This is a genomic window from Gibbsiella greigii, assembly GCF_039540155.1.
In the GTDB taxonomy this organism is placed as follows: domain Bacteria; phylum Pseudomonadota; class Gammaproteobacteria; order Enterobacterales; family Enterobacteriaceae; genus Gibbsiella; species Gibbsiella quercinecans.
Map to the genome: position 1 here is coordinate 1 of NZ_BAABEM010000046.1, position 15,699 is coordinate 15,699.

19 protein-coding genes and 1 pseudogene are annotated in these 15,699 nt (G+C 53.9%); 2 read left to right on the plus strand and 18 right to left on the minus strand.

Annotation, left to right across the window (positions count from 1 at the left end):
* Positions 1-73: 73 nt before the first annotated feature.
* Both AC559G_RS19450 and AC559G_RS19455 read right to left on the minus strand, forming a co-directional pair.
* Positions 74-202: a hypothetical protein gene (locus tag AC559G_RS19450; protein ID WP_498914174.1), complete on the minus strand. Its 129-nt coding sequence runs from the start codon at positions 200-202 to the stop codon at positions 74-76.
* A gap of 15 nt (positions 203-217) precedes the next feature.
* Positions 218-517: pseudogene (locus AC559G_RS19455) on the minus strand (transposase); the annotation flags it as partial.
* 149 nt (positions 518-666) lie between these two features.
* Between AC559G_RS19455 and AC559G_RS19460 the strand changes: the two are divergent.
* Positions 667-1,029 carry a hypothetical protein gene (locus AC559G_RS19460; protein WP_498914052.1) on the plus strand — a complete coding sequence of 121 codons (363 nt, stop codon included), beginning with the start codon at positions 667-669 and terminating at the stop codon, positions 1,027-1,029.
* Here the strand turns inward: AC559G_RS19460 and AC559G_RS19465 are convergent, their stop codons facing one another.
* From AC559G_RS19465 to AC559G_RS19485, 5 genes are all read right to left on the minus strand, one after another.
* Positions 1,030-2,547 carry a conjugal transfer protein TraG N-terminal domain-containing protein gene (locus tag AC559G_RS19465; RefSeq protein WP_498914054.1) on the minus strand — a complete coding sequence of 506 codons (1,518 nt, stop codon included), beginning with the start codon at positions 2,545-2,547 and terminating at the stop codon, positions 1,030-1,032. It lies immediately after the preceding gene.
* Positions 2,544-2,912, minus strand: coding sequence for a hypothetical protein (locus AC559G_RS19470; protein ID WP_498914056.1), 369 nt, complete (start codon positions 2,910-2,912; stop codon positions 2,544-2,546). Before AC559G_RS19470 ends, AC559G_RS19465 begins: the two co-directional genes overlap by 4 nt.
* A 17-nt stretch (positions 2,913-2,929) precedes the next feature.
* Complete coding sequence (locus AC559G_RS19475; RefSeq protein ID WP_498914058.1) at positions 2,930-4,417, minus strand: integrating conjugative element protein; 1,488 nt, start codon at positions 4,415-4,417, stop codon at positions 2,930-2,932.
* 14 nt (positions 4,418-4,431) lie between these two features.
* Positions 4,432-5,364, minus strand: a complete 933-nt coding sequence (locus AC559G_RS19480) for a TIGR03756 family integrating conjugative element protein (RefSeq protein ID WP_498914176.1) — start codon at positions 5,362-5,364, stop codon at positions 4,432-4,434.
* Between the two features lie 85 nt (positions 5,365-5,449).
* Positions 5,450-5,854, minus strand: coding sequence for a TIGR03757 family integrating conjugative element protein (locus AC559G_RS19485; protein ID WP_462615035.1), 405 nt, complete (start codon positions 5,852-5,854; stop codon positions 5,450-5,452).
* Positions 5,855-6,000: 146 nt separating this feature from the next.
* Between AC559G_RS19485 and AC559G_RS19490 the strand changes: the two genes are divergently transcribed.
* Positions 6,001-6,318, plus strand: coding sequence for a hypothetical protein (locus AC559G_RS19490; protein WP_498914060.1), 318 nt, complete (start codon positions 6,001-6,003; stop codon positions 6,316-6,318).
* 17 nt (positions 6,319-6,335) lie between these two features.
* On the opposite strand, the gene AC559G_RS19495 is transcribed toward AC559G_RS19490, so the two are convergent.
* The 11 genes from AC559G_RS19495 to AC559G_RS19545 all read right to left on the minus strand — a co-directional run bounded on the left by AC559G_RS19495 (position 6,336) and on the right by AC559G_RS19545 (position 15,549).
* A complete protein-coding gene (locus tag AC559G_RS19495; RefSeq protein ID WP_498914062.1) occupies positions 6,336-7,151 on the minus strand; it encodes a DUF4225 domain-containing protein in 816 nt (271 codons plus the stop codon).
* Between the two features lie 169 nt (positions 7,152-7,320).
* Positions 7,321-7,722 (minus strand): acetyltransferase, encoded by a 402-nt coding sequence (locus AC559G_RS19500; protein WP_498914064.1) that lies wholly within the window; start codon positions 7,720-7,722, stop codon positions 7,321-7,323.
* A complete protein-coding gene (locus AC559G_RS19505) occupies positions 7,719-10,574 on the minus strand; it encodes a conjugative transfer ATPase (RefSeq protein ID WP_498914066.1) in 2,856 nt (951 codons plus the stop codon). The genes AC559G_RS19500 and AC559G_RS19505 overlap by 4 nt, the downstream gene beginning before the upstream one ends.
* On the minus strand, positions 10,574-10,996 hold the full coding sequence (locus tag AC559G_RS19510) for a TIGR03751 family conjugal transfer lipoprotein (RefSeq protein ID WP_498914178.1): 423 nt from the start codon (positions 10,994-10,996) through the stop codon (positions 10,574-10,576). Before AC559G_RS19510 ends, AC559G_RS19505 begins: the two co-directional genes overlap by 1 nt.
* A 156-nt stretch (positions 10,997-11,152) precedes the next feature.
* Entirely contained in the window at positions 11,153-12,649 is a 1,497-nt protein-coding gene (locus tag AC559G_RS19515; protein ID WP_498914068.1) for a TIGR03752 family integrating conjugative element protein, read from the minus strand.
* A complete protein-coding gene (locus tag AC559G_RS19520; RefSeq protein WP_498914069.1) occupies positions 12,636-13,541 on the minus strand; it encodes a TIGR03749 family integrating conjugative element protein in 906 nt (301 codons plus the stop codon). Before AC559G_RS19520 ends, AC559G_RS19515 begins: the two co-directional genes overlap by 14 nt.
* Complete coding sequence (locus tag AC559G_RS19525; protein ID WP_498914070.1) at positions 13,538-14,209, minus strand: TIGR03746 family integrating conjugative element protein; 672 nt, start codon at positions 14,207-14,209, stop codon at positions 13,538-13,540. Before AC559G_RS19525 ends, AC559G_RS19520 begins: the two co-directional genes overlap by 4 nt.
* Positions 14,206-14,571: a TIGR03750 family conjugal transfer protein gene (locus AC559G_RS19530; protein ID WP_498914071.1), complete on the minus strand. Its 366-nt coding sequence runs from the start codon at positions 14,569-14,571 to the stop codon at positions 14,206-14,208. The genes AC559G_RS19525 and AC559G_RS19530 overlap by 4 nt, the downstream gene beginning before the upstream one ends.
* A gap of 11 nt (positions 14,572-14,582) precedes the next feature.
* Complete coding sequence (locus AC559G_RS19535) at positions 14,583-14,945, minus strand: TIGR03745 family integrating conjugative element membrane protein (RefSeq protein ID WP_498914073.1); 363 nt, start codon at positions 14,943-14,945, stop codon at positions 14,583-14,585.
* Positions 14,946-14,974: 29 nt separating this feature from the next.
* Positions 14,975-15,217 (minus strand): TIGR03758 family integrating conjugative element protein, encoded by a 243-nt coding sequence (locus AC559G_RS19540; protein WP_498914074.1) that lies wholly within the window; start codon positions 15,215-15,217, stop codon positions 14,975-14,977.
* Positions 15,217-15,549 (minus strand): integrative conjugative element protein, RAQPRD family, encoded by a 333-nt coding sequence (locus AC559G_RS19545; protein ID WP_498914076.1) that lies wholly within the window; start codon positions 15,547-15,549, stop codon positions 15,217-15,219. Before AC559G_RS19545 ends, AC559G_RS19540 begins: the two co-directional genes overlap by 1 nt.
* Between the last annotated feature and the right edge of the window lie 150 nt (positions 15,550-15,699).

A 15,699-nucleotide genomic window follows, 5' to 3' on the forward strand; every position in this document is an offset into this window, starting at 1 on the left:
CAGGCGCGGAACTCATCGTGGCGCGGGCATCATTGCCCATAGTGACGCCGGATAGATTTAAGCAAGCCCATCATTAATCAAAAATCAGTGTTGCAAAAATGGGGGTGACCATAGATTTTTCCTTACGGACCAGCTCTTTTTCCAGTTGTTTAATCCGTTTCTGACTCTGCTTCAGGGAAGCCTTATCATCAGGCGCAGTCACCTGTAAAAATCCCTGTTTCCACTGACTTATCTGCTCAGGGTAGAGACCCTTTTTACGGCAATATTGCGCGAGTTCCGTTTCAGTGAACGTGGCGGTTTCAATAATCACGGCCAGACGGGCTTCCGCTGGCCATTGTTCTGTGGTTTTGTCTGCGCCGGGCACCGGTTTCCCCTCTGCTTTTGCCTGATTACGCCAGTTATAGAGGGTAGCTTCCGATATTCCTTCCAGTTGAGCAACTGCCGTGACGGTCATGTTGTAAGGTGGCAGTAATTTAGCCAGTGCCGCTGATTTTCGTTCGGGCGAAATGCGTTTCATGGTGTTTCCCCACCGCCCCATTAGAGTTTTTGATGGGGGTGACATCTATCCTGACAGAGGGGGCTCCAGGGCCAGTAGAACTTGATTAATAGCAATTGATTGTTATTTAAGCTATAATGGATTAGCATCAGTGACCCATGGAGGGTGCTATGAACCAGACAAAACAGCAGCACGCTTACCAGCGAGGAGTCCGCCTTGCGAGGCTTTGGAACAAAGTTTTGTACTGGGATCGGCGCTGTGTAGCTCTGGTAAACAAGAAGCATATCCCATCATGGGTTGGGCATATCCCCGTTGTTTTCCTGCTTGCCATTTCTATCGTGACTTGCTTAGCCGGCGGGTTACTTTTCGTTGGAATAGCGATATTGATATGGGCGTTCTTACTGCTTCCTTCAGTAATCGAAGCAATAAAGCCTACTGCGAATGTAAAAGTCACAAATTGGGAAGAAAAGAGCCATAATTTTAATTATGGCTCTAATGGGTCTAACGGATCTGATGGTTCAACAGGCTCTTGACTATTTTCCACCTGAGGAAAGTTTTGACGCTGCAGCATCGCCGACAAGCCCGCCAGTCTGCTGAGGTTTAGAAACTCCATCAGAAACCATACGCGCCATTTCCCCAATACGCACACCGGCCCATGAGAAAGCAGCAAGCCAAACCATCGGCAGTACGATAAACATAGTTCCCATCACCAGATTCATGATCAGATCATCGGCGCTGTTCTGGAACCCGGCCACGTTCCAGCGGCTGTGGGTATCGGAGCTGTAAAGCGCCTCCAGCAACCAACTGTCCAGCCACCGCGCCAGCTCCCACCAGAACGTCAGAAAGTTCAGCGCAAACACCACAAACGTCACGGTAATCACGGTTTTGTACTCGTACGCCGCAAACGCCAGGATTAAGGGGATCATCACATAGATGGCCATCAATAACACCGCCTGCACCATCGGCAGTGCCTGACGCATCGCATCAAAGGCGGGGAACGCCGCCAGGCTGCCCAGGGCGGTGCCGCCCAGCGATGCGATACGGTTGACGGAGTTGTCTAGCGTAAAGTCCGCATTGCCGCCATAACCGGCATAGGCACGCCCGCCCTGGGAAACCGTCAGGTTATCCGGACTGACCAGACGACGCACCACCGCTTCCTTATAGTCCGCGTCGCTTTGCCCCATCATCTTCAGGGCTGCGGACATGCGCAACAAAACGCCCGAATCGACCTGCGCCAATACACGGGCTTGAAGGCCAGTATCGGCCGTTGCCCACCATTCGCTGCACGTCGGATATCCGCCACGGCCGGTGTTTGGCCGGCCGTTGTCCCGAGAGTCGTTCCAGGGAAAACTTGCCCGCGGTGTTTTTGACTGCAGAGTAGCGTAATAGCCTCCATTCAGGAACGTGCTGGAGCCCAGCCATTCAATATCCCGTAACGTGGTTTTATCTGTCGTCTGCCCCTGGTCACGGTTCTGCCAGGTATAGAGCGCCAGCGCGTAACAGTCATTTGTAAAATCCTGCAGCTCTTTTGCCAGCGCCGGATTATTCACCCGGCTATGCTGGACCTCGAAACGCACCTGCCGCAAATCCGGTCGGCACGGAATGCTGGCCACCGCCGCCTGAGTGATCCCCTTGGAGAGCTTGTGAACCAATACCCACCACACGGGTACCTTTGCCGTCTGACCATTCATGCTCGATATAATATTGGCATACCCGGTTTCATCCGGTTTTTTCGGTGTCCAGGTGCCACATGTCGATGCCCGACTACTGTCATATTTGATGGTGTCCAGGCTGACGTTGATCAGCGGCAGGCAGCAGGCGATCATTACAAAGAAAGCACCGTAAAGCAGATTCTCGATGCGCGGCAGCGAAAGCATCCCTTTATTACCTTCGTCATCACCTTCTTCCCGCACTTTCAGCCAGATACCGATAACTCTAAACAGTAGTGGCAGCACGAACAATCCAGTGCTGACCAGCAACTCCCACAGGCCGTTATTAACCAGCCAGCCGAGCAACGTCAGGAAGTATTCCAGGTAGCTGTTGGTCATCATAACGGCAGCCCTCCACCGAAAATGGTGTATTCACAGACCAGCGCAAACACCGTGCAGGCCAGAGCCATACGTTTCAATGGCCCCTTGTACGCCGGCTTGCAGCCCGGCGCATGCCATACCTTCCAAAATCCCCAGACCAGGGCTGCGTAAAGCGCCAGACGCCAAGCCAGCCAGCTGTAACGGGTCCTCTGCATCCACTCGCGCAATGCGGTGCTATCGTTGGGGTGATTGACGCCCCAGTGCGCTACCACCAATGCAATCGCCATCATGGCCACAAGTGTGCCCAGCAGTTGCAGAATACGCTTTGCCCGATGCCTGAGTTTATCGCGGCGGGGTGACAACCCCTTTTTCTCTGTTACGGTCATCAATGTATTTCCCCTGATTACTGGTCGCTTTCTGGCACGGACAACTGGTTGAATTTGGTATCCGGGCTGTCGGTTGACTGGCGCTGAGGGTTGGTTTCGACACGGTTGTTCTCACGCTCAATGATGGTCAACACCGCGTTACGGGAGATCTCACGTTTCATTTCCATCTCGTTTTTCAAGGCGGCAATTTCCCTGTCCAGCGCCTCGATTCGACGCCCACCTTCATCCATAGCGGTTTTCAATGCAGATGCGTTCGGCTCCGACATCCCGGTGGTGATCATGCGGCGCATAATGAATGCAGTTTCGATAGTGTCTGCCATCGCCAGTTCGCTGGCCAGACGGCCCACTAATGCCGCATTATCTGGATCTCGCTGCAGCGCCTTAATAACGCCGGCAGTTACCGCCAGACTCCCGGTTTTTAATGCAGTCAGGTTGGTCGCGTTGGGCTTTTCTGTCCCGTTGACCAGTTTGGCCAACAGTTCATTATTGGTTTTGGTGGCTTCTTCCAGCATTGGCGCAAAGCCGGTTCCGGCCACGGTGCTGCCCGGCTGCTCTGAACTGTCACCACTGGTACATTGGTTGGCGTCTTTGCAAGTCCGCAGCGACGCGTCTCCCAGCACCTTCACGACCGCAGCGGCAGCTTCTTCGCTGTTGGCATATTTGGCACAGGCGCCACCGGTACAGTTGCTGCCCGTGACGCTGGCGGTACTCCTTACATCTTGCCCATTCATCATGTTATAGCCTGCAGCGGCCAGGTCATGCGTCGGTTTAATGGACGGCTGCCCGGCTCCACCGCGCTTCTGACCACCGATCCAGGTTTGGCCGGATTCCCCCGTAACCTTTTCAGTGGCGTTCATTGAACGCACCGCATCCGCATCGCCGCTGTTGACCAGGCTCTTGGCTTCCTCCATCGCAGCCGCCTGGCTCCAACTGCCGGTATCGGCCATGTCCATCATTCGCTTGGAGAGGTTCTGGCAGTTCAACTGAGCCTTATCGAAAGCGATGCCACCCTGCAGCACCCCATTGGTGAGCATTTCATACAAGCCCGGGTTGGCTCGTTGGATGACCATCGCCGGCAGGCTGGCTACCGCACCAGTCGCTCCCTGGATAACCTCACTCATCAGATTTTTGAAGCCAGCGGTAACGCCGTTGAGCTGGTTGCCGATCGTGGTTTTCAGGTCAAAATTCCCGCACATCAGATCCGAGCTCCAGCCCAGATTCATGCCGAGGCGCTGCATATTGCTACGCGTCGCTGGCTGCGAAATCACCGATCCGCCGCCCAGGGAGTAGAACAATTTATCCGATACGGCTCCGCTGGAGTTCAGTCCATAGCCCATATTGCTTTCATTTATCTGGGGTAATGACACCCCAAATAACGTGTCATTATCATCAGCCAATACGCCCGTACTGGCCGAGGCGCCAGCCACGAGTAAGCTCCCGGCCATCCACAGGGACAAGGCGCTTCGCTGTCTCGCAACGACCTGATTTTTTTCTTTTTTTTGCATTATTCGTTACCTCATCAAAAATTTGTGCTGTACAGGAACGTCTGGCCGCGCCTTCGGCAGCAACTGTAGGGTTGCCATAGGGCAAAAGCGGCATTGGCATCCGTCGCTGGGGTGTGGTCACCGTCGGGGAATACGGCACAGGACTGGCTAAGCTGCGGGGAAAGGCGCTGCCATTTGTGGTTTTGAGTGCCGGTGTTTTCCTGGACAGCATCCGGTGGCCAATAGCCTGCAGAATGTTGACCAACCAGTGGCTGGTAAACATGGGGTTGTCCCGAACGGGTGATAATGTCCGCCACCCGCTGCGCCACCAGAGCACCGGCCCTGTCATCATCAACCTGCGTGACGAACCCCGATCGGGGATAGACGTTTCCCCACATGTTGCCGGCAGCCTGACTGCCGACCTCGCGTTGCCCGGGGACCAAGGCTTCCGGATACAGTGACTCCGGCATGCCGGTACGCCATACCAGGCTATCCAGCGTGCTGAGAAAATAGGGAACGAACGGCGTCGCCGCACTGTTGCACGAATAGCCAGGGATACTGCCGCCAATCAACGACGTCGCCGGATGGCCAATGGCATCGGCATATTTAAAATGCAGGTTGGTTTTACGCTGTCCTGGCGTTTTCTGTTCGTTGTTGCCGCCACCGGCAGACAGGCCACTCAGCGCACTGGTGATCGTGTTCTCCAGTCCGCCGGCGGCCTGACTGACAAAGGCCATTTCCTGCCATGGGTTACCGCCTGGGACGTTGTAAGATGAGATAACCGCTTCCGGAATAAAGTGGGTGACTTTGACGGAGGTTCGCACCGAACAGCCGAATGGTGTACAAAACAGCCAGTAGCAGATGCCGGACACGCGCCAACTGATACAGGACTGAGAGACAGCGCTGGCAATAATCTGGGCGCTGTTAAGCGAAGCATTAACGGCAGGCACGCTGGCTGCGGACAGCATGATAGCCACACTGAGAGACTTGAGATTAAGACGTGGTTGATTTGGCCATTGCCCGGGGATCAAATGGAGATGAGTAAGTTGCATATCACTGCCCTCCCTGAGCCTGGATGCGCAGCGCCCTGGCGCGTGCAATATCGGCCGTGCCATACACCACGTCCTGATCATCAAACACCACCGCTGGGACTTTTTTAACGCCCAGTTCCCAGGCACGAACCACGGCACGGTAAACCGTCGCTAGTTGCTGTTCCTGAGCTTGCCATTGCGGGGATTGAAGTACCGCCTTCGCTTGCTGCTCGGCAAGTTCAGGACTGGAAGAAAGTTCACCGAAAATCTGTGTCTGCAGTTGGTCTGGCCCGTCAAGATAAATGACGGAGACTGACGCATCACTATTCGTCGGGGGATGGAGGGAATCGGTATAGAGCACTGTGCCGGCAAGCACCGATGCCGGCATCAGCAGTGGGAACAATGTTAGTAACGTGCTGATTTTCATGGCCTGCACTCCTGCATGGATAGAATCCATACAGGGTGCTACGGGGAGCTCAATAAGGCAGCAAAGAAGTCTTTATTGGATTGTGAAAATTTCACCGACAACTGCTATCATAAATCCTGCAAGGCTTATGGGTACTGGAGACTCGAATGGACAATGAAGTTGTCGAAAAAAAATTAGCCAGAAACGGTTTCTCGGATAAGGAAATCACACGGTTACGCGAAATTACAGAAAAAGAGAATGAAACCTATCTGGATCTGCTTCGCGATTTGCGTAAGCGGTTCTTTGCTGGCATGTCCATGATTGTTGTTATGCTGGTACTTTTCTTAATTGCGGTTATCACTTCACCCTCTGAGCATGGTATAGGTATGGGGATTGCTTCAATTATTGTATTCGCGGCCGTGTATTTCATAACGCCGATGAAACTGGCAACAAAAGCTTATCGATATCTCAACAATAATCATTAGAGCGATTTTCCGCGCAGCTATTTAGTATCCTCTTGGGGAACTGCTCCCGTACGGATATCATATATCAACTTGATTTTTGGACCATTACTAATAACTTTTAGCGCCAGCGCAGCTTTGCTGATGGTACGAAAGTAATTGGTATAGTCTGAGTCTATATAGCGATACAAGCGCCATGCATCGGGTTTAAGCGTGAGCTTAAGCAGTCCGTATGCAGATAACGCAATGTCCATACCGGTATAAGCTTCCCTACCAATACGGGGATCAAATCCCATAAATTCAGCTGTGGCGACATAACCCTGCTTAATTAAACCCGTATGATTTTCGTGGCCCATAAGCGCATAAACCTTTTCTTCGATAGAATTAATACCGTGCAACGTCAGCATAAAACCTGCGCCTACACCAATGATATTACCGGTTGCAAATGAGCCGGCCATCAGACCATAACCAGCCACAACCTGGGCTGTACCCAACACAATACCAATGCCATTGATAAGATATCCAATCTCACGTTCGTAACCTTTTACCAGCTCGATAGACGCATGAACAACGGCTTCGCCCGTACGCAACATCCGATCTTGAATCGTCAGGTATTCTCTTTCTATTTTAAGGCTCTGAATACATTCCTGGCACTGGGTATCTGACGCACCTGAGCGAATGGTTTTTAACTGATTGTTGATGAACGTACGAACCTCCTGCATAAAGCGCATACGTACCAAGCCATCTTTAATGTTAATCAACGACACCTGGCTGGCGACATTATGAAGTGCTCTGGCCTCAAGATTTGCCATCGTCAGGAAGTAATCAGGGAAACGGTTCGGGGTCCAGATGTCCATACACACCTTTTTGCGTTCAGTTGTCGAAATGTGTGCCCTTATAATACACACGAACACTAAAGGATCCATAATGTGTTGATGCACCCAATAAAAAACCGGCCAGATGACCGGTGAAAGTAATGTGCTATTTTTTTTTGGAAAAAACTAATAGATTCAATGCGGAATCGCGCTAACTAACCTGAAACCTTTCGCACAGGTCATTTAGATGGAGCAGTAGGTACACCACGTCGGCCGCATCCGGGACGGTGATGTACCAGCGTGGATGGCTGTATTCCTCAGGCTGTGGCCACAGAGTATTGCCGGTCACCGTTATCAGGACATCAATGCACCGCCCGAGGCGACCTTCCAGATGCAGCGCCACACTGGTGCGGCTTCCAATCCGATGGGGATGCGCGGTCAACGAGACCGGCCCCGACAGCCGATCGCGGATAGCCTGACAAAATACATCCAGCGTCCGGGCATCGGTTTCACTGATACTGGCCGCCCCCTGGGGCGGCAGGGTAAACAGAGACGGCTCCCGATACAGGTTATGCGAACGAACCGCGAGGGCGGGGTATTTCAGTGTCATCATGCAGCCTCATCCCCCTCGACTGTCAGCAACCCACGCAAACGGTCTAGCTTTTGCGCCACCTTACGGGCAGCTTCAAGCTCGCTGCAGCCAAATTTCTGCATCAGCGCGCGACGCTCAGCTTTTTCTTCCTTTTCAGTCATTCCCAGAGCCAGGTACAAGCTAGGCGGTACTGCACGGAACAGCGCCTCCACTTTTTTTGACAGTATCACCCCTTCGGTATAGCAACCGGACAACTTACTGGCTGACAGCAGCACCGCTTTTTGTTCTTCGGTCAGGGCTTTGAATCGGGCAATGTCATTAACCTCCTCCGGAGGCATCGTCAGACAAACCCACCACTCCGCCATGTTCAACATCTTCTCGGCGATGTCCGGGAAGTCTTTCAGGTTCTGCGTGGCCAGCCACAGCCAGGCGCCGAGCTTGCGCCACATCTTGACGATTTTGGTCATGTACGGCGCCAGCAGCGGGTTCACAGTCACGATGTGCGCTTCATCCACGGCAAACACGATATCCCGCTCCGAGTACTGATCACGTTCGGCAATGTTGTTGATGGTGTTGGTCAGGCTCACCATAGTCAGCGCCATTTGTGCTTCATAGCCTTCACGCGCCAGGTGGCCCAGGTCGATCAGCGTTACATCCGCCTCCGGCCACAGACTGCCTTCACGATTGAACAATTCGGCTTCAAAGCTGCCCGACTGTGTGAACATCCCCAGCGATTCCGCCATTTCGGCGGCTTTTGCCCGCCGTTGCGCATTACGCACATCGTTGCCGTCATCTTTGGAGATATCGTACAGCGCTTTCTGCAGGTCGGTCGGCAACATTTGACGCCCCTCTCCATACGTCTGATGAGCCGCCATCAGCAGGGCTTCACGGATCATAGCGCGATCGGCGCGTTTCAGTTCAGCCTCTTCCTTCGCATCCCCACCGGTGATCATCATACGCGCTGAAATTTCCATTTCGCCCAGGTAATCACGCTTGTCCTCATCTTCATCATCAGCATCGAGATCCGGCAGATCGTTTTCATCCAGATTCAGGGCGGTTTCTTCAACCAACTTATGTGCGTAGGTGAATGGCGGCAGTGACACACCACTACCTGGCTTGATGCTCACTTTGTTAACTGTGAGCCCCTGGTTTTCATAATAATCTGCCAGCAGGCCAAAACTGTTGCCCGCTTCCGCAATAAACAACCGGGGACGGTGTATGGCCATCAACTGAGACAGTACCGCGCACAGCGTCGCGGATTTCCCTGCGCCGGTCGGACCAAAATACAGCATGTGCGCATTCTGACTGCGATCGTGCTTGTTCAACGGGTCGACCGTCAGCGTATCGCCGCCACGGTTGAAAAAGCTCATCCCCGGGTTACCGGTACCGGTTTCTCGCCCGGTTACCGGCAACAGACCGGCCAGGTGTTGTACCCAAGTCAGGCGGGTATACCAGTGTTTTTTATCCGTCTCCGGGGTAAAACACATCGGCAGCGCCCGCAAATAGGTATTGAGAGGCGCCACGTCAAATTCGGGACGAATGGGCTGCATGCCGGCGCCGAGCAACACGTTAGTCAGTTCCACGCGTTTGTGATTAAGTTCGTTCAAGTCACCGGCGCGCAGCAGGAACGTGATGCCGGCTCGGTACAATTTGTGGCGATTACCCAGGTATTCTTTCACCTGCGCCACATCCTGGCGCACGCGACCAGACTCGGTATTTTCGCCGACAGCATTCTTGGACAGCTTGTTGAAATCGTTCTCCAGCGTATCCTGCGGTTGCACCACAATGGTCATGCACACCATTGTCCCTTCCGGGAACAAATCCATCAGTGCATTGATTTTTTTCTCACCGCGTTTCATTTCCCCGGTGATCGTACCCGGCTCTGGCGGGCGACGCAGCTTCTCAACCGGAATGGCGCAATGTGCCTGGTTATCAAACCACCACACGCCGTTGTCTGGATCGGAGCGGGGCGGGGTAAACCACAACGTTTCGGCAAAATCGTTAATCACCGGCATCTCGCCATCCGGCGTTTCTCGACGGTCAAAATAGGCCGCCTCACGGTAGAGTTTTTCTTTGCTCACCCATTCGGGATTAGGATTAAAGTGGCGCAATAACCAGTCATGCACCTGTGAGCCATTCTGCCGCACACAGAGAATACCTGCGCCTGCGAGTGCGCCGGTGACGCGTTCGCAGGCCTGATCGAGCATCGCTATTGGCGGCATCGGATCAGCGTTGTTTTTACCTATCCAGCGATAGACCACCATGCGAGTGCGACGCTGCTGGCCACGCCATGGCTGATCGGTGATAAGGGTATCCTTAAACAACCCCTCTGGTCGGGCAATACCTCGCAGATGACGCTCGGTTTCTTTCAGCCAGGATTCTGACAATTTACTGCCCTGCGCATGGGGTTTAACGTAGGCTCTGAGGTGGTCGATATAGGCTTCAACATTGTTTTCATCCTGGCAGAAAAATTGTACCACCCAAGGGTTTTCGTCATGTTCATCGAACGAATCCTGCAGCGCATCCTCGATCGTGTCGCGCATCTGCTCAAGTCGGTCGTCAGTACGCCCTTCTGTCGCCACAGGCGTGACATCAAATACCGCGCCCACGGAAACACCGTCATCCAGTAAAATACATTGCTCGCGATCCAAAAATTCTGCCCAGGGCAGGTAATCAATGATGGAGGGATTGGCGTGATACAACTGCTTTTCATCATCAATCGTCATTTTTCCCGGGCGCGTCAGCGCCTCTCGCCCAGCGACGATCAGGGAAACACCTTCCTCAGCGGCAGTGAGCGGGCCGGTCGTATCACCAGCGGGAAGTGCCGGACTTTTTCGTATCAGGCGCTTTTTATCAAACAGAGGAAATCGCATCAGTAGGCCTCCGTCCGCTCACCCGGCATCGCGTATTGAACCTGGCTGTAGAAGGGGAACACCGTACTGTACCCCGGAACAGGGGTGTTACCGTCAGCCAGGTGCGGGAACACGTACATCACCAAGTCGGGATTCGGCAGCCGCGGGAACTGCTGGCTGATTTCACTTTCCTGAGTACGGCTGTAGCTGTGATCGTCTGCCAGGGTTGCCTGTTGTTCGCTCTCGGTAAGCGGACGACGTAGGCTATCCCGGGCAGCAACCGCATTGCGCGAGGAGCCGCCGCCATCTTCTCCCTGCCACAGTTCAAGCATCGTGCTGTCGCCTGCAGGCAACATTTCATCTTTTGACGTTGAACACCCTGCCAGCATCATCACGCTGACCATCATCGTCGCGAGGAAGCTTCTGATTTGAAATTTCTGCATATTCATGACTCTCTCATAACCCAATAAAGCAGCAGTAACACGCCCAGCCAAAATGTGCTGCAGGACAACATGACAAGTCTCCAACACCAGGCACGGCTAAGGCTAATGCTCATGTTTTCTTTACAAAACCAATGCATACATTTTCACCGACCATTGTTAATCAAGCCCGCTCGCACTACTGCCGGAGCCTGGAAGACTGAAGTCGTCATAGCGGACCTTGCGTCCCTGGTCTTCATAGTCGATTGCCAACTGGCGGGTGATATGGATAGCCAGCTTCTGGCCTGGTGGTACATAAATGGCATCAAACATCATCCCGTAGCGCTCACGTACCCAGTCGGCCGTTTCCTTCATACTGCCGGACAGTGCCTTGCCCAAAACAGCCTGGCCGGCACTGCCTGTCATGGTCGAGGTGATGCCGTTGACATTATTTTGGGTGGTGTATTGCCCCTGACTGAATGCATCACCGGCAGCACTGGCGCCAGAAAGCGCCGCAATGGTAGGCAGGTAGGTCGAGGCATTAGACTTACGCTCACCACTAATACACGGGATACCATTGTCATCAGAAATCCAGCCAATGCCGGCATTGGTGCTCACATCCTTGCCGTTGCCGCCGCCATTGCTGTTACCGCTGCCGGTATTGGCGTTGGTTTTCGGCAGCGTACGAATCGTGCCATCGGCAAAGACAAACGTAATGCTGTTGACCTGGCCACGCACGCATGAGAGCGTCCAGTCCCCGCTGGCGGTGCCTGATACGACGGCACCTTCGACGTCCGGCAATTCAATGCCGTTAGCCGTCAGGTTGTCTTTACCGATGAGCAACTTAAAGGGGTAGGGATCAGTGACCGTCCCGTTAATTGGCACCCGCCCCAACAGTGCGGTCATCGCGCGGCTACCCACCAATGTGGCATTCTCCGGCAGGGTATATACCGGCTCAGCGTTCTCCTCCTCCCCTTTTTCATGGGGGTGGCCTTTTACTTGCTGCTCATACGCGGCTTTTTGCCGGGTTAACGCATTGTCAGCCAGGAAAGACGTCGGGAACTGAGGCCCTTCTTTCGCACTATTGGTATTGCGTGGATCGGGTTCTTTCTGATCTTTTGGGTTCACCCACAGCAGGCCGTCCTGGCCGGAGGCAGCGCTTCCGTCACTGGCTCCCATGCCATCCAACCCCAGCCCTAACGGGATATCTGAGTCGTTTTTCTTCTTATCCTTATTGTTGGCCAACTGATCGGTCAGACTCTGAATTTTACCCATCAGCGTCTGCTGCTCCTGCTGGAGCTGCTGCTGACGCTGCTGAGCCTGTTTCTGGAACCCGGCAACCGCCTCGCTCACCTGACCCGAAACGTTCTGATTACGCTTGCGCAATTCCTCATTTTCTTTCAGTACATTAGCGATATTTTTTTGCAGTTCCGCTTGCTGAGTACGCGTGGTACGCAACGTGCCAACCAGAGTGCGAAGCGTATCCTCCGGGGTATCCCCCTCAACACCTAACGCACGCAGTTCGTCTGGAGACATATTGGCTAGTACGCTTTGATCGTGCGGGTTTTTTTCAGGTGATTTGTTACCACCGCAGCTTTTCAGCCCGACAACAATCGCAGCCGCCAACACCCCACCCACAATCACCTTAGGCAGCATATTGGATTTAACGCTCGCCATACTCACCTCCTTGCTTCACCGCTTTACGCACAACGTTAGGTTCTGCAACAAAAGCGCCGTCCGGACGCCCGGCCGTGACCAGATACAGCGTAGTCGTGTCCTCTGGCGTGCCGACCGGACCGAGGAAGCGATGCTGGAATGTCGCCGTCACAAACTGTCCCTGCAGATTGCGTGGATCCAGGACGATCTTGCGGCTGGCGGTGTTTTGTACCTTGAGCGCGACGACATTGCGACGGCCGATCCCCCATCCTCCCAGTGGCGTGACCGCTACCGGCGCTGACGGGTACAGCGTGGTGATACGTTTTGGCAGGTGAGGGTTAACCGGATGAATACCCGGTACCGCCTCAACCGTTCGCACAGGGCCGTATAGGCTTTGCGCCGCATAGCGTGTCAGCACAATCGGAAGCGGGGCGTTATATTTCACCGCTTTGCGTTTCGTCTGGGTACCGTTATCAGTGCCGGGAGTTGAATTTTCTTCGCCAGTGGTGACGGCATTGTCCTTATCACTGCTGACCGACGTCACATCACCGCTGTAAACAAGACGCACCGGTTCAGTGGGGCCATTTTCTGCGGCCGTGACATCAAGGAGAATGAATTCACCACTCTCCACATCCTGTAACTGCAGCCGGGTTTGCGGAAAGGCGCTGTCGGCTTTCAGATATACCGCGCCACCGCTGCTTTGCACTCGTAACTTATCGTTCAGCGCCGGCGGGAAACCAACGCGCACATTTTTATCGACGAACAATACCCGCTCCTTACCCACGGCCAGCGGGATTTGCAAAGGAATACGCTCCCATTTCATCAACTCGTCTGCCTTGGCGGTCGGTGTGGTAAACGTTACCATCAGTGGTAGAAGCCCCAGGGCAAGCGCCAATACTCGTACGTTCATCATTGGAACACTCCTTTCTTCTCCGGCGTAGCTTCTTGCGGTGCCGCTGTCAGGCGCTGAGGAATACCGTCGTAACAATCCAGTGCCATACCGAACTCATTACGTTCCGGATCGCCTTCCCAGCGAACGACTTTCAGCGGATAACGTGTCAGTGCACGCTTCACCGGCTCCCCGGCAAACGACTCATCGGCCACCAGATCAAGACGCACAACCCAGTTGTCCCGGCCTTTGACCGTAACCGGAGCCTGGTTGTAGCGTCCGTTATAGCCATGCTCCGGAATTTCAAACACCACGCGAGTTCTGCCGGTTAACTCACCGTTATCACTGCGTTTTTTTGCTTCCGCCCTCAGAAACCCTTCGCACGATGGCGTCAGATAAGCGGACAGTGTGTTAATTTTGGCCGGGTAATCCACGTCACCGTTTTTAGGCCACGCATTGAGTTGCTGGAAAATATAAAAGGCGAAGCTGTACACGGTGCTTGGTGGTATTTCCCACCAGGCACGGGTAGAACCGCTACGCAAATCAGGAGGGTTATGGATGGTGAGATTTTCAGGTGCCCGTATCCAGCCGACACAGCTCACCAGAAGGAAAAAGACCAGCACACCGCAGGCAATGCGTAACGTGAGAATATGCTGGTCGCGGTTTTTCACCGCATGTCGGAAACGGCTCATTTTAACCTCTTAACAGCTCGACTGCGTCGTAACGACCAGCCTTGTTTGTCGATAATCAGGGTGGGATCCCCCCACCCTATGCGACGTTTGCGCTCCTCGAGACGCTGCCAGATATAGTTCTCCGGTTTACCGCGCTTGAGACGCGTCAGCCGGCTACCGCCAAACCAGATAACGAGGAGAGGCGTCACCAGCATGCCGGTGGGGACAACGACCCAGCCGGCAAGCGGAAGTAACGGCAGCGACACAAGCAGACCCAGTCCCACGCCAGCCAACGCAGCCAGACCCATCTCCGGAGTGGTAAAGCCCCGGAAAACCACCGGTTCGGCATTGAGGCGATCGGGTAAAAAACGGATAGTCTGCATGGCCTGCGACCTCAGAACAGAATTTCGGCAGATTTGCCAACCAGCCAGATAACAATGACCAACAACACGACACCGACCAGCACAATGGCGCCAAATTTGGCCCAGTCAGCCTTACCGTTACGCACTTCTGCAAAGGTTTGAATAGCCGAATTGGCGACAATCAGAAAGGCCACCGCGGCCGCGACCAGACCAATGACGACAATCCCATCCTGGAAGTAGCCTTTGATGGTTGCCATCAGGCCGCTGCCACTACCTGACGAGGGAGCTTCTACGGTAGGTAACGCAGCCTGCGCAGGTTGGGTAGCGGTATAAGCCAGTGACGTGGCCACGGCCAGTCGTGCAGCAATATGACGAAAAAAACGTACAGCGTTCATAATCGATTCCTTTTGGTGAGAAAAATACTTCAGCTGGCGAACATCCAGGTTGATACGAGCAACAAAATCACGAGCCTGACGGTGAAATGGATAAGCGCATTGTTACGCACTTTCTCGTTGCTCCACCCTTGCCAGATATCAACCAATGCCCAGGCGGACCAAACGAATAGCGTTGCCAGTAGTCCGCCAAGGCAGATCAGTGAAAGGATGCTGCTATCAACCCCGCCGCTGGCGGTGTTGAATGCCTGCTCCTGCGCGCTACTCATGGCCATCAGGGGCGCTCCCGTCGGTAATTGCCGGCGACAGCGCCAACATCACGCGGTTGCGCCCGGGACGGTTCCAGATAACGATCGATACCGGAGTTGATGGTTTTGAGGTCGGACGTGGCGCGTTGATAGTCAAAGTAAAAACGGCCTTGTTCTGACGGATCCGCCTGAACAGCGGCGACACGGGCACGTTCCAGCGCCGACTGCACCTGAATCAACATGCGTTGGGCAGAAGCCAACTCATCCTTTTCAGATGCCTGCGATGGCAAAGCGGCCAGAAGTGTCAGACCCAGCAAACAGCCGGCGTTAATACGTCGGGTTATAACGGGGATAGGCATACGAGCACTCCTTAGTGATTTAGGGTGCTGTCAGGGTGCGGTATAAGGCGGAGAAGGTCAGCGGTTAAATCTTTATGGTTTTTTGATAATTTTCGGGAAAAGCACCAACTGATATGAATCAGCAGAAGTATACTTCTCACTGTTTAGCAA

What these genes read in the sequence shown, in the direction of transcription:
- AC559G_RS19540 (WP_498914074.1), bottom strand. Translation starts at nt 15,217, where the DNA reads ATGGCCATGAGTAGCGCGCAGGAGCAGGCATTCAACACCGCCAGCGGC.
- AC559G_RS19520 (WP_498914069.1), bottom strand. Translation starts at nt 13,541, where the DNA reads ATGATGAACGTACGAGTATTGGCGCTTGCCCTGGGGCTTCTACCACTG.
- AC559G_RS19500 (WP_498914064.1), bottom strand. Translation starts at nt 7,722, where the DNA reads ATGATGACACTGAAATACCCCGCCCTCGCGGTTCGTTCGCATAACCTG.
- AC559G_RS19525 (WP_498914070.1), bottom strand. Translation starts at nt 14,209, where the DNA reads ATGAGCCGTTTCCGACATGCGGTGAAAAACCGCGACCAGCATATTCTC.
- AC559G_RS19480 (WP_498914176.1), bottom strand. Translation starts at nt 5,364, where the DNA reads ATGCTGTCCGCAGCCAGCGTGCCTGCCGTTAATGCTTCGCTTAACAGC.
- AC559G_RS19530 (WP_498914071.1), bottom strand. Translation starts at nt 14,571, where the DNA reads ATGCAGACTATCCGTTTTTTACCCGATCGCCTCAATGCCGAACCGGTG.
- AC559G_RS19485 (WP_462615035.1), bottom strand. Translation starts at nt 5,854, where the DNA reads ATGAAAATCAGCACGTTACTAACATTGTTCCCACTGCTGATGCCGGCA.
- AC559G_RS19495 (WP_498914062.1), bottom strand. Translation starts at nt 7,151, where the DNA reads ATGGACATCTGGACCCCGAACCGTTTCCCTGATTACTTCCTGACGATG.
- AC559G_RS19535 (WP_498914073.1), bottom strand. Translation starts at nt 14,945, where the DNA reads ATGAACGCTGTACGTTTTTTTCGTCATATTGCTGCACGACTGGCCGTG.
- AC559G_RS19515 (WP_498914068.1), bottom strand. Translation starts at nt 12,649, where the DNA reads ATGGCGAGCGTTAAATCCAATATGCTGCCTAAGGTGATTGTGGGTGGG.
- AC559G_RS19475 (WP_498914058.1), bottom strand. Translation starts at nt 4,417, where the DNA reads ATGCAAAAAAAAGAAAAAAATCAGGTCGTTGCGAGACAGCGAAGCGCC.
- AC559G_RS19470 (WP_498914056.1), bottom strand. Translation starts at nt 2,912, where the DNA reads ATGACCGTAACAGAGAAAAAGGGGTTGTCACCCCGCCGCGATAAACTC.
- AC559G_RS19510 (WP_498914178.1), bottom strand. Translation starts at nt 10,996, where the DNA reads ATGCAGAAATTTCAAATCAGAAGCTTCCTCGCGACGATGATGGTCAGC.
- AC559G_RS19490 (WP_498914060.1), top strand. Translation starts at nt 6,001, where the DNA reads ATGGACAATGAAGTTGTCGAAAAAAAATTAGCCAGAAACGGTTTCTCG.
- AC559G_RS19460 (WP_498914052.1), top strand. Translation starts at nt 667, where the DNA reads ATGAACCAGACAAAACAGCAGCACGCTTACCAGCGAGGAGTCCGCCTT.
- AC559G_RS19465 (WP_498914054.1), bottom strand. Translation starts at nt 2,547, where the DNA reads ATGATGACCAACAGCTACCTGGAATACTTCCTGACGTTGCTCGGCTGG.
- AC559G_RS19505 (WP_498914066.1), bottom strand. Translation starts at nt 10,574, where the DNA reads ATGCGATTTCCTCTGTTTGATAAAAAGCGCCTGATACGAAAAAGTCCG.
- AC559G_RS19545 (WP_498914076.1), bottom strand. Translation starts at nt 15,549, where the DNA reads ATGCCTATCCCCGTTATAACCCGACGTATTAACGCCGGCTGTTTGCTG.